Raw genomic sequence first — 12,218 nt, 5'->3', positions numbered from 1 at the left:
ATGGTTTATACCTGATGTTTTTTATCATCGTTGCTCATGCCAGCTTCCGCAGTAATCCTGCTTCGTATTGACAAAGACCCGCCATATGAATACTTTAAAGATTATTATTTTACTTTTTCTATTTAATCTTTTGAATTAGTGACTGATTGGCAACGTATAGTAATTAAATGCTTGATCCAACAAGGCACTGGCTTCTTGACGCTTCAAAAGCTGTTTGGAGCGGAAGTCTATGGAGCCGTCTAAATTGATCTTGGTATCCGGGTCCATGATACCTTGGGAAAGAAGAGCTGTGACTGCCTTAACTGCCCAAGCATCCGTTTCGCCACTCAATTTAACCTTAGTTCCAGGCTCAACCTGTTTCAGGTTCTGGATCATTACCGCCGCCATTTGTCTAGTGATAGGAGAATTAGGCTGATAATTAGGTAGTCCGGCCATCATCTGCTTTTTATTCGGTTCAATCATGAAAGGTTGTTTATACCACCCATGGGCGCGCAGCAGCACTTCTGAGAATTCTCCCTGAGTCATCGTTCCTTTCGGATCGAAGAGGTTGGCTGACTTTCCGCTCATGACTTTCAAAGCATTAAGGTTGTTTATATATGAAATATATTTACTATCCGCAGGTACATCAGAAAATGGTGAATCAATGTTTACTTTTTGCGCATAAGCAACGAGGTCTGGGAGCTGCATGTAATACAAATATGCAATATGGCCTGCTTGATTTTTATTAAACGTCAATTTATTACCTGATTCATCTTCAAATAATAAAGGGTGGATCATTTTTAGTGTATGTTTGCCTGATGTTCCTGTCTCCATTATTAATTTTCCGTCCGAATACGAAACCTTCGTCCTTAAGGCAGCAAAACGCGTATTTTGGTATAATCCCAAGTAGTCTTGGGCCTGCTGCTCACTTATTGTCGCGTAGGTTGACTTTGGAACTTCTGATTTTCTCGGATAATAATGATTCATAAATTCTTCATACACTTCAAGACTCATCATGGAGTCGTTATTGTAGGACATGTACATTGCTGTATTCTTCTCAGGCAGAATAACAATCAAGGAAGAATGCCCTGTAACATTTCCTCCTTTTAGAATCACATGCTGATTATTCATCTTCTCTTTGAAGTAGCCTTCGAATCCAATTGTTGTAACCGGGAACTCCTTGTCGGGGAATAATTGGTATGTGTGCATTTGCTGTATGCTCTTTGGACTCACCACTTCTTTACCTTTGTACTTGCCTTTGTTCAGGTGCATAATGAGGTACTTCGCCATGTCATCTGCTGTTGAAACTATACCGCCTTCAGGTTTTTCCGTTGGTTTAAACCCGTCCAAGGGTATCAGTTCACCTGTTGGTCCATAGTGAGCAGCCATTCTGCTTAACAATTGGGGGGTAAACCGCACACTCGTCGAATTCATGCCTAACGGTTTGAAAATATTCTTTTCCATATATCGGGAATATGACATGCCCGTTACGTTTGCTACAGCATATCCCGCTAGCATGAAACCAAAATTGTCATACGTGTACGCTTCTCCTGGAGGCCTGACAACAGTTGGCATATTTGATGCAATGAACTTCTTCATTGGAAAATATTTGTCCGCGTATTCTGGATGCATTTCCATGGAAATATCTGGATCATCAAATCCACTTGAATATGTAAGTAGATCAAACATCGTCAGTTTTTTTCCTGTTTTATTCGGAACCTTTATTCCTCCTAAATACTCTTGGATATCGTGTTTTAAATCCATTTTCCCCTTATCGACCAACTGCATAGCTGCCAATGCAGTGAATGACTTTGTAACAGAGCCGATTTGGAAAACGGTATTTTTATCAACAGGAATTTTTTTGCCCTTGTCGGCATAACCGTAACCTTTGCTTAGCATCACTTTCCCACCTGCGACGACCACAAAATTAGAACCAACGGTATTAAACTTCTTCATCTTGTCCGCAAAAACACCATCTGCAAAAGCTTCTAGTTCCTTGGCATCTCGCGGCCCCTCCATGCTAGCCTTTTCAGATGTAACTGGTGGGTTAACGGGTGCGGCAACTGACGCGCCGTTGGGTGCCATACACGCGGTAGTTATCGTAGCAGATAATAGTAGAACCGCGAGACTGGTGTGAATCATTTTTTTCATGAATGATTTCTCCTTGAAATGTATTTTTGCCTTATAGCGTCCGGCAAAACCAAGTATGGCAAAGGACTTGTCATACCAACAAGTTACATTTCGTCACTCACCATACCAAGTCACTCCAAAGTGTCATATGACAATTAGGCACTAGGTTTAAAGGGCAATGGGTCATTCAGAAAACAAACGCTGCCGCAGAGTACAATGACAAGCCGAAAAATTCAACTTCTATGGAAAACAGCCCAGCTTGCGGGTGGGGAATTGTCATGTAGACCGAATGACGTTTTCTTTGCCCAAAGCCATTAGAGGCGGAGCGTGATCATCGTAGATTTCTTGCAAGACATCATTATACCAATTCGATTTTTAAGGAAATAGAAGGGGCTCACTCAAGAGGCCTCTTTCAGAAAAAACGGAAAAATTCACTACAGTTACATATCAGAATTGGAACTAATGCCTAGTGTTCAATGGTAATATCCTTTTTGCGTGTTTCCATTCGATTATTCACATTGACTGTCAGGGAAATAATGTTCCTTGATTTGTTTTTCATTTTCTATGAACCCCTTTCACCTCAGTCTCTTCTTAACCGTCTCCCCTTGAATTAACACGGGCTGATAATAGGTGTTGTTGCTCAGATCCTTTTTCCCTTGCAGTTTCTTAATAACCCAATCGGCAGCATCACGTCTCATTTGTTCCTGGGGGTGTGTTAATGTCGTTAGTTTGATGTTTGCATTTTTGGAAATATAGGAATTATCTTGACCGATAATGGACAAATCTTCGGGAACGGATATACCAAGTTGTCTGCATACATGTACAACTTCTAATCCGACCTCGTCGTTATAGCAGACAATTGCGGTTAACCCGTCTCTTTGTTCGGTCAGGAATTTCTTCAAGTTGGTGGATAGGTCTTGCTTCGTTTCTGTATAGAATGAGAGCACTTGCTCTGGGTGAAAACGTAATTTGGCTTCTTCAAGGGCTTTGATATACCCCTTCATTCGATACTTTCCTTGTAAATCGTCCATTTTGGCAATGATCCCAATGTGTGTGTGCCCATTATCGATCAACTCTTTTGTTGCCAGATAGCTGGACTGTACGTCATCGAACAGATGAAAGGAACTTCAAGCTCTTCATAATAAGCATTGATCATGATGAACGGAACATCCTGTTCCTTGAACGTCAGGTAGTAAGCGATATTGGGATTATATAGATTGCTCTTTGTAGGCTCAATGATCAAGCCATCCACACCAAAGGACAGCATCATCTCCAAAGCCTTCTTTTCCTGTGCGACATCATTATTGGTACTCGCTAATAGGAATGAATAGTTATCTTCATTCAATCTGGCTTCAATCCCGCGAATAATAGAGGGGAAGATGTAATCAGAAATGTAGGTCGTGATGACTCCGATCGTTTTATTACTGGAATTGCCACCGGTTTTTGATCGGAATTGGTTGCTGACATAGGTGCCAGATCCTTTTTCACTTCTTTAAAAAACCCTCGTTGGATAGCTCTAAAATAGCCTTTCGAACCGTCTGGCCACTATTCAAATGCATAAGGAACCTCCAAATCTGCGTTAATCGTAGCCAGGAGGTTCCTTTTTTATTTATGCATCGGAGATCTTCTCATACACTTTCGTCCGTCTAGACAGAGTTACTACGTCCTGCATGCCTACTGTTGATTTAATTTGCGATGCAGGAGGAAAGAATAGAGTATAGGGGCGACGACGGATATACCTAGTCCAGTGAGAAAAATGACTGTTCCCGCCACTCCATCGACCCATGCCGCCACCAAGCCCAAAGCACCACCAAGCATCATCATAGGCCCGCCGAAACGGTGCGTTTTACGCCAGACCTCCGGGTTGGACAAAGTCCAGGGTGTACGGATCCCGAAGGTAAAGTTCGGCTGTACCTGCGTCATATAATTACCAAGCACCAGCAGCAACAGACCTAATACCCCGTAAATTATAGCAGTCATCTGCAACCGATAATTCAGGTTATACAGCAGCATTCCCCAACCGGCTATAGCGATAATGAGCGAAGTGCCTACACGCGTAACCTCATAGGCTTTAGCAAATTTCTCGAAATTTACTCTGTTGGGGTCCATGTAGCGGGATAGCCGAAGGAGCAAAGGCACCAGCCCCAACAGCACCAGCATGAGAATAGAACCGTTTTTACTCATATACCCGTCTGCTGTATTATCAAAGCTAAAATGAGTGGCCAGCACATCGGGAAGCCGGTTATACAGCAGTAAACCGCCTATAGCAGGTGATAAGGCAATTAAATTCGCGAAAACATCCATAAGGCTCCATTGCATTCTAAACTTCATTCAGACTCCTCCGTATCCTTAATATCATTCGAATGTTTCTTTACAGGGGTATCGGAATGGACGATGCTGAACATCCAGCCGATGACATCCGCCACAACTGTTGTATGCAAGGTGTAAATAATGCTTTGCCCCTGTCGCTCATCCAGTACAAGCCCCGCCTGCTTCAGCAAATTCAGGTGGTGGGATATACTGGGCTTGCTGATTTGAAAATGCTCGGCGACATCGCCTGCGCTCATGCTTTTCTCTTTCAAAAGCTGCAATATTTTGCGCCGGGTCGGATCGGCCAAGGCTTTGAAGGCATCATTCAAAGTTTGCTCACTCCTTTAGATATTTAGATAATTCCCTAAATATCTAAACCAATATTAAAATAGTGCTGTGTTGTATGTCAACGGATCAATGTATCATTTTAAAAAAAAGTTTTAGAGCAGGTTTACAATTTGATTTGTAAAAGATAGAGAAGTTGAGTATAATCAAAATATACAAAAATAAGATTCTTAATTTAAAGTTAAAATAAAGGAGGAAATAGATATGAAACATATTTTCCGTAGAGGAAGTAATCCAGAAGCCCCGGTGATTTTGCTACTGCACGGTACTGGCGGGAATGAACAAGATTTGATACCATTGGCTGATTGGGTTGCACCAGGAGCATCTGTGTTAGGCGTAAGGGGGAATGTACTGGAAAATGGGATGCCGCGTTTCTTCCGCCGTTTGGCAGAGGGGGTGTTCGATATAGAGGATCTTGTATTCCGTACCCAAGAATTAAGCGGATTTGTGGATACTGCTGCGGAGCAATACAATTTTGACCGTAGCAACGTCGTGGCTCTTGGCTATTCCAACGGAGCGAACATAGCGGCCAGTATGCTCTTTCACGATGCAAAAGCGCTGCGTGGAGCCATTCTTCATCATGCGATGGTGCCGCTGCGCGGGCTGCAATTGCCGGACCTCAACGGTGTCCCTGTATTTCTGTCCTCCGGTGAAAATGATCCAATCGTTCCAGTTGGGGAATCCCGTGAGCTGCACGCTTTACTGGAAGGAGCCGGAGCTCAGGTGGAAGCATATTGGGAACGCAATGGTCATCAATTAACCCGTACAGAAGCCGAAGCCGCAGGGAAATGGTTTGGAGAGCATTTTAACCTGAGTGGAGAGCAGATTTAAATACCGGATAAGTTAAAATGTTGAGGATAAGGCGAGTGACCTAGCGAAGGTCATCGCCCAAAAGAGTCGACTGCTTGTAGGCTGTCGGCTTTTATCCTAGCAGCATTCCTCCAGTTGCCCCCACAAGAACTACCACCCAGGGCGGCAGCTTCCAAAAAACCAGCATCATAAACAAAATGACCGCCAGAGCAAAGTCTATTGGCTTCAGGATGGCGGTAGTCCAAAGCGGATCGTACAGCGCAGCCAGCAAAATACCAACCACAGCCGCATTCACTCCTACCAAAGCCCTTTGGATTTTCGGACTGTTTCTTAATTCATTCCAGAACGGAAGTGCGCCGACAACAAGAAGAAATGCTGGCAAAAAAATGGCGAGAGTAGCAACCACCGCTCCTGGTAACCCCCAGGCCATAGCTCCAAGGTAACCTGCAAAGGTGAATAACGGTCCTGGGACGGCTTGCGTAGCTCCGTAACCTGCCAAGAAATCTTCTTGGCTAACCCATCCAGATGGAACAACTTCTCTTTCCAAAAGCGGCAGTACGACGTGTCCCCCACCAAAGACCAAGGAACCTGAACGAAAAAAGCTATCGAACAGCGTTAACCATCCCACTTCCTCTGAGGATCTAAGAAGCGGAAGTGCCACAAGCATTGCAATAAATACAATCAAGGAGCAGACCGCAAAAGTTCGGCTAATCGCAATTTGAAGATTGGACGTAATCTCCGCCTCTTGCTTTCGAAAAAGCCATAGCCCGATAACACCAGCAGCAGCAATGATTAGAATTTGACTGTAAGCTGTATGCCAGGACAACGTAATCACTGCGGAAATCACGGCAATTGTCGCCCTATCCCGATCAGGCGTCAGCTTCTGTCCCATACCCAGAATAGCATGGGCCACAATCGCAACAGCTACGATCTTTAATCCGTGAATCCACCCCGCACTCGCTATATCGTATCCTTGAAGCAAGAAAGCAAACGCAACTAACACAAGAAACGACGGCAGTGTGAAACCAATCCAGGCAGCAAGTCCTCCAAGTAATCCTGCTCTTACAACTCCAATTCCAATGCCAACCTGACTGCTGGCGGGACCAGGGAGAAACTGGCAGAGGGCTACAAGATCGGCGTAACTTGCTTCATCCATCCACTTTCGGCGGCGGATGTATTCATCATGGAAGTATCCTATATGTGCAATCGGTCCTCCAAAGGAAGTGAGTCCTAATTTTGCGGACACCCCCAGCACTTGAAGAAGAGTGGCTAATTGCCCCCTTAGCGGCCCTTGCTTATTCGTTTCCATATAACGGAGGCTCCTTTTCTCATTTCTTCTAACTTTAATATAACTGAATAATGTAATCTAAATTACTCCATTTTATAAATTTGGCTCAGGAATGCATAAATTGATCCGATAGCGATCAAGCTACCGATTAGCGCTCCAGTGAGCGATTCCATAATTAGGAGGCGACAGTAATATGGCAAAACCGGATAATCGGGCCGATAATGTTGAACATTTGCAACAAAATATTCAGAATACACAGCAGAATCTGCATGAAGCAGAAGGCTATCTGAACGAATTTTCCTCTGAAATCAGTGACGAGGAGCGTAAGCAAATCGAAGAAAAAAATAATCGCCGTAAAGAAAGTATTAGAGCGTTTCGATCAGAAGTGAAGGACGAAGCAGCACATTCTCAAGAGTAGCTAGAAAAGCGCGACCCAGCTCCGAGTTTCAATTCGAGTTGGGTCGCTTTTTTATGCAAAAATCATCATAACCCCCTCCAATTCATTTTCCCCCTATAATGCAATGGAGACGCTAGTTTTGTACTAAAAATGAATTTTTATAAATAATGTTGTTGTAAACTAATTTGGCTTGATGTTAAATAATAAAAGAAAGCGCAATCATTACAAAATCATTTTTTCATCATGCGAAGGGGGAAGGATATGCTGCTGCGAAGAAAAAGCATGGCGTTGATGCTCATGGCGGTGGTTTTAATCGCCGGACTGCTGCAAGGTTGTTCCTTGAAAGCCGACGAACAGGATGGGCCGGGAACAGAACTGGTTTTGTGGACGTTTAACGAACTGCATGAGAAGTTTTTTCTGCAAATGGCTGACCAATGGAACCAACTGCACCCTGATGAACAGATTAATTTGAAAGCGAATACATTCCCTTATGACAACCACCACAGCAAGCTGTCGATTGCGTTGCAATCGGGGGTGGGGGCACCGGATATCGCGGATATCGAGGTAAACAAGATCGGCAACTTCCTCAAAGGGATACCGCAGCTGGTCCCGCTCAATCCGGTGATTGACCCGGAGATGAAGAACATTGTGCCTTCTAGAGTCCAGATTTACGGTAAAGACGGTAAGTATTATGGCATTGATTTTCATGTCGGGGCCGAAGTGATGTATTACAATAAAGAAATTTTGGATCAGGCGGGGGTAAACCCGGATTCCATCGTCACATGGGCAGATTATGCAGCAGCTGGCAAGCAAGTGCTGGCGAAAACAGGCAAGCCCATGGCGACGGTGGAGACGAATGACCTGTGGAACTACTGGCCGATGATTTCCCAGCAGAACTCGGACTTTCTGGATGATAAGGGCGAGCTAACGCTGGATAACGAAACGAATATTAAAACACTTGCGTTTCTTCAGCAGATGGTGAAGGACAAAATCGCCATTCCCGCACCCGGCGGCGGACATCATATGGAGGAATACTACGGGTTTATGAACAAAGGTGGGGCCGCTTCGGTATGGATGCCGATGTGGTACATGGGACGCTTTACGGATTATATGCCTGACCTGAAAGGGAAAATCATCATCAGACCGTTGCCGGCCTGGGAAAAAGGCGGCTTTCGCTCAGCAGGTATGGGCGGAACCGGTACGGTGGTCACAAACCAATCGAAGCACCCGGATTTGGCCATGCGATTTCTGGCCTTTGCCAAGCTGTCCAAGCAAGGGAATGTGGAGATTTGGAAGCAGCTTGGTTTTGATCCCATCCGCAGTGAGGTATGGACCATGCCGGAAGTCAAAGCCAAGAACAAATTTACGGATTATTTCGGACCGAATATCTTTGACACGCTCATTGAGGTAAAAGACGAAATCAACGCGGTGCATATTGGACCGAAAACGCCTGACATCGCCAGTGCGGTCCGCAATAAAATACTTTATCGAACATTGCTGAATGGCGAAGACCCAGCCACAGTGCTGCATGAGCTGGCAGATGAATTGAGATAAACCCCAACAGGAAAGGGAGTGAGATTCATGGCAACGCCCGTTCATACGAACGCTAATGTACCGACAGGTCAGTCGCCACAAACGCAGCGTCCGACCCGAAGTCGATGGAGCCGCTTTATTCATTCCAGCCGTACGGCACCGTATGTGTTTGTCCTTCCATTTTTACTGTCCTTTGCGCTGTTTTTTGCGTATCCGGTGATCTCGACGATCATTATGAGCTTTCAGGAAGTGCTGCCGGGTATCACAACGTATGTCGGACTGGAGAATTACAAGGACTTAATAAATCCTACGTTTGGAAAAGCGATACTGAATAGCGTCCTGTACACTTTGCTTACGCTGGTCGTGCTGATTCCTTTGCCGCTGGTACTGGCGGTATTGCTGAATTCGCCTAAAATGCCGGGCAGAGGGCTGTTCCGCTCTGTTATGTTCATACCTGCACTGACCTCGGTGGTGGTGGCAGGTACCATTTTCCGGCTCATGTTTGGCGAGTTGGATGGTTCCCTGATGAATTCCTTATTGAGTGTATTCGGTTTGGAGCCGCATAAATGGCTGATGAATGCCAACACCGGTTTCTTAGCGTTGATTGTGCTGGCTCTGTGGAGATGGCTGGGTGTAAACATGCTGTATTACATGTCAGGACTGCAAAACATTCCCCCCGAGCTGTATGAAGCTGCACAGATTGATGGAGCCAGTCGGTTTGCTTCCTTTTGGCGGATTACGATTCCAATGCTCAAGCCGGTGACGATCTACGTATTTACGATTAGTATTTACGCGGGCTTGTCGATGTTCACAGAGAGCTACATGCTGTGGAACGGAAATAACTCTCCCAATGATATTGGCTTAACGATTGTTGGTTATCTCTACCGTCAAGGTCTGGAGCAGAACAGCATGGGCTTTGGAGCTGCGGTGGGCATAGTATTACTTGTATTTACATTGGTGCTTAACCTGATCCAGCTCAAATTTTTTGGCATGTTCCGGAAGGAGGATTAAGCGATGGCTCAGAAACAAAAAGGCCCGTTATCCGCATTTCTCGTTGTCCTGTTCATTTTGTTTGCCGGGTTTGCCCTGTTTCCGCTATTTGCCGTGACGCTTGCCTCGTTCAAGCCATCGACGGAGCTGCTGCGCTACGGCTTGAATCTTAAGCTGGAGTGGAGCATCATGTCCTTGAAAAACTATGCGTTCATTTTCCAGGGGACAACGGATTATTTTCAATGGTACTGGAACAGCATTGTCATTACCGTCTTATTTACGGTGCTATGTCTGATATTGTCTGCGATGGTGGGCTACGGCCTGGAGATGTACCGTTTTAGACTGAAAAATGTGATTTTTACGCTGGTGCTGGTCGTGATGATGATCCCGGTCGAAATTATTATGCTACCGCTTTACAAGCTGATGATCGGCATGAAGCTGATTAATACGGTATGGGGTGTGATATTGCCCTTCGTCGTTGCACCGATACCGATTTTTTTCTTCCGTCAATATTTGAGTGGAGTACCCAAGGACTTTATGGATGCCGCACGGGTTGACGGGTGCTCGGAATATGGTATTTTCGTGCGGATTATGATGCCTCTGATGGCGCCGGCATTTGCGGCGATGGCTATTTTACAGGCGATGAACAGCTGGAACAACTTCCTGTGGCCGATGATCGTATTGCGCACCAACGACATGCTGACACTGCCGATTGGTCTGTCCAGTCTGCTGACGCCATATGGCAACAATTATGATGTACTGATCGCCGGTTCGGTTTTGGCTATTTTACCGATTCTGGTCGTGTTCCTGTTCTTCCAGCGTTATTTCATTGAAGGTATGACAGCAGGCGGAGTCAAAGGGTAATCGTTCACTACAAAAATGTAACATCGGAAAAAGCAGGTCGGGCATCCCGGTCTGCTTTTTTTGATTACAATTGATTTTCATTCTCATTTTCATGTCTATGAACTGCACAAGCTGTAGGTAAACGTGGTATGATATTTGAAAGATTCCAAATACAGAAATATTCAGGCGGAGCGTGGAGAACCTATGGAACCAACAGAAACCCAGAAAACCGGCCCGGCCACGGCTTCAACCGTTGGCATGGAGGATATTGTACGGGCGCATCATATGCTGCGTGAGGTGATTGTACGTACACCTTTACAGAGGGATGCCGTCCTGTCAGCCAAATATAACTGCAATGTATATCTAAAAAGAGAGGATCTCCAGGTTGTACGGTCCTTTAAAATCCGCGGAGCCTACAATATGATCCGCAGTCTGACTCCTGAGCAAATGGAGAAGGGCATTGTGTGCGCGAGTGCGGGCAACCATGCGCAAGGTGTGGCTTTTTCATGTAATGCGCTGGGCATCCACGGCAAAATATTCATGCCAAGCACAACGCCTAATCAGAAGGTGAAGCAGGTTCGTCGCTTTGGCGGTAACAGTGTGGAGGTCATTCTGACTGGAGATACGTTTGACGACGCCTATGACGAAGCCATGAAGGTGTGCAGTGAGCAGGCGATGACCTTTATCCATCCGTTTGACCAGCCAAAAATTATAGCAGGCAACGGTACGATTGCGATGGAAGTCATGGAAAGCCTGGACACACCTGCGGATTATGTGTTTGTGACGATTGGTGGCGGTGGCTTGGCGGCAGGCGTAGGTACGTATGTGAAAACAGTGAATCCGTCCACCAAGGTGATCGGTGTTGAGCCGCTTGGGGCAGCGTCGATGACGGAAGCGATGCGTCTGAACAAAGTGGTTACACTGGACCATATAGACAAGTTCGTTGACGGAGCTGCGGTGAAGCGTGTCGGTCAGCTGACTTACGACATTTGTAAAAATACGCTGGACGATATTGTGAAGGTACCGGAAGGTAAGGCTTGTACCGCAATTCTTGAGTTATACAATGAAAATGCGATTGTTGTGGAGCCTGCGGGCTCGCTGCCAGTGGCAGCGCTTGATCTGTATCGTGAGCAGATTCAAGGCAAGACGGTGGTCTGTATCGTTAGCGGTGGCAACAACGATATTGATCGTATGCAGGAGATTAAGGAGCGTTCCCTGATTTACGAAGGACTAAAGCATTATTTTATGGTGAATTTCCCGCAAAGAGCCGGGGCACTGCGTGAATTTCTTCAGGAAGTGCTTGGACCGGACGACGACATCACAAGGTTTGAGTATACGAAAAAGAATGATAAGGAAAACGGTCCCGCGCTGGTCGGTATTGAGCTGTTTCACAAGGAAGACTATCTTCCTTTGATTGAACGAATGAACCGCAAGGGACTCAAATATACAGAACTGAACAAAAACGAGAATCTATTTAATATGCTGATTTAACAAGGAGCCTGCGGGCTCCTTTTTGTATGTATAACGTTATGCGTAGTTAATGAACTTCTGTTTATTTGAAATAAAGCGTTTACAAAAATGAAGTTGATAGGT

General features: G+C 45.4%; 10 protein-coding genes and 1 pseudogene. 6 read left to right on the top strand and 5 right to left on the bottom strand.

Translation table 11 applies throughout. The features are described from left to right. Window positions 1-135 precede the first annotated feature (135 nt). The 4 genes and pseudogenes from LCF57_RS15805 to LCF57_RS15790 all read right to left on the bottom strand — a co-directional run bounded on the left by LCF57_RS15805 (window position 136) and on the right by LCF57_RS15790 (window position 4,748). Complete coding sequence (locus tag LCF57_RS15805; protein WP_226001550.1) at window positions 136-2,130, bottom strand: serine hydrolase; 1,995 nt, start codon at window positions 2,128-2,130, stop codon at window positions 136-138. Between the two features lie 554 nt (window positions 2,131-2,684). Then, window positions 2,685-3,656 (bottom strand): annotated as a pseudogene (locus LCF57_RS15800) (substrate-binding domain-containing protein); the annotation flags it as partial. Window positions 3,657-3,783: 127 nt separating this feature from the next. Continuing rightward, window positions 3,784-4,440, bottom strand: coding sequence for an SdpI family protein (locus LCF57_RS15795; RefSeq protein ID WP_226001549.1), 657 nt, complete (start codon window positions 4,438-4,440; stop codon window positions 3,784-3,786). Next, a complete protein-coding gene (locus LCF57_RS15790) occupies window positions 4,437-4,748 on the bottom strand; it encodes an autorepressor SdpR family transcription factor (RefSeq protein ID WP_226001548.1) in 312 nt (103 codons plus the stop codon). Before LCF57_RS15790 ends, LCF57_RS15795 begins: the two co-directional genes overlap by 4 nt. A gap of 220 nt (window positions 4,749-4,968) precedes the next feature. On the opposite strand from LCF57_RS15790, the gene LCF57_RS15785 reads away from it, so the two are divergent. Then, window positions 4,969-5,595 carry an alpha/beta hydrolase gene (locus LCF57_RS15785; RefSeq protein WP_226001547.1) on the top strand — a complete coding sequence of 209 codons (627 nt, stop codon included), beginning with the start codon at window positions 4,969-4,971 and terminating at the stop codon, window positions 5,593-5,595. A gap of 91 nt (window positions 5,596-5,686) precedes the next feature. Here LCF57_RS15785 and LCF57_RS15780 read toward each other — a convergent pair whose 3' ends face one another. Then, on the bottom strand, window positions 5,687-6,883 hold the full coding sequence (locus LCF57_RS15780; RefSeq protein WP_226001546.1) for a chromate transporter: 1,197 nt from the start codon (window positions 6,881-6,883) through the stop codon (window positions 5,687-5,689). 172 nt (window positions 6,884-7,055) lie between these two features. Here LCF57_RS15780 and tlp point away from each other — a divergent pair, with 172 nt between their 5' ends. The 5 genes from tlp to ilvA all read left to right on the top strand — a co-directional run bounded on the left by tlp (window position 7,056) and on the right by ilvA (window position 12,116). Next, window positions 7,056-7,280, top strand: coding sequence for a small acid-soluble spore protein Tlp (gene tlp / locus LCF57_RS15775; protein WP_226001545.1), 225 nt, complete (start codon window positions 7,056-7,058; stop codon window positions 7,278-7,280). A gap of 240 nt (window positions 7,281-7,520) precedes the next feature. After that, window positions 7,521-8,813 carry an ABC transporter substrate-binding protein gene (locus LCF57_RS15770; RefSeq protein ID WP_226001544.1) on the top strand — a complete coding sequence of 431 codons (1,293 nt, stop codon included), beginning with the start codon at window positions 7,521-7,523 and terminating at the stop codon, window positions 8,811-8,813. Between the two features lie 27 nt (window positions 8,814-8,840). After that, window positions 8,841-9,803, top strand: coding sequence for a carbohydrate ABC transporter permease (locus tag LCF57_RS15765; protein WP_226001543.1), 963 nt, complete (start codon window positions 8,841-8,843; stop codon window positions 9,801-9,803). 3 nt (window positions 9,804-9,806) lie between these two features. Then, window positions 9,807-10,646, top strand: coding sequence for a carbohydrate ABC transporter permease (locus LCF57_RS15760; protein ID WP_007428865.1), 840 nt, complete (start codon window positions 9,807-9,809; stop codon window positions 10,644-10,646). A 183-nt stretch (window positions 10,647-10,829) separates the two neighbouring features. Then, window positions 10,830-12,116, top strand: a complete 1,287-nt coding sequence (gene ilvA, locus LCF57_RS15755; protein ID WP_226001542.1) for a threonine ammonia-lyase IlvA — start codon at window positions 10,830-10,832, stop codon at window positions 12,114-12,116. Window positions 12,117-12,218: the final 102 nt, after the last annotated feature.

This window comes from Paenibacillus sp. BJ-4 (assembly GCF_020404765.1).
Lineage (GTDB): Bacteria > Bacillota > Bacilli > Paenibacillales > Paenibacillaceae > Paenibacillus.
This window is presented reverse-complemented; position numbering and strand designations above follow the sequence as displayed.

Excerpts from the sequence above, each read along its gene's own strand:
- LCF57_RS15770 (WP_226001544.1), top strand. The coding sequence starts at position 7,521 with ATGCTGCTGCGAAGAAAAAGCATGGCGTTGATGCTCATGGCGGTGGTT.
- LCF57_RS15795 (WP_226001549.1), bottom strand. The coding sequence starts at position 4,440 with ATGAAGTTTAGAATGCAATGGAGCCTTATGGATGTTTTCGCGAATTTA.
- LCF57_RS15785 (WP_226001547.1), top strand. The coding sequence starts at position 4,969 with ATGAAACATATTTTCCGTAGAGGAAGTAATCCAGAAGCCCCGGTGATT.
- ilvA (WP_226001542.1), top strand. The coding sequence starts at position 10,830 with ATGGAACCAACAGAAACCCAGAAAACCGGCCCGGCCACGGCTTCAACC.
- LCF57_RS15765 (WP_226001543.1), top strand. The coding sequence starts at position 8,841 with ATGGCAACGCCCGTTCATACGAACGCTAATGTACCGACAGGTCAGTCG.
- LCF57_RS15805 (WP_226001550.1), bottom strand. The coding sequence starts at position 2,130 with ATGAAAAAAATGATTCACACCAGTCTCGCGGTTCTACTATTATCTGCT.
- LCF57_RS15760 (WP_007428865.1), top strand. The coding sequence starts at position 9,807 with ATGGCTCAGAAACAAAAAGGCCCGTTATCCGCATTTCTCGTTGTCCTG.
- tlp (WP_226001545.1), top strand. The coding sequence starts at position 7,056 with ATGGCAAAACCGGATAATCGGGCCGATAATGTTGAACATTTGCAACAA.
- LCF57_RS15780 (WP_226001546.1), bottom strand. The coding sequence starts at position 6,883 with ATGGAAACGAATAAGCAAGGGCCGCTAAGGGGGCAATTAGCCACTCTT.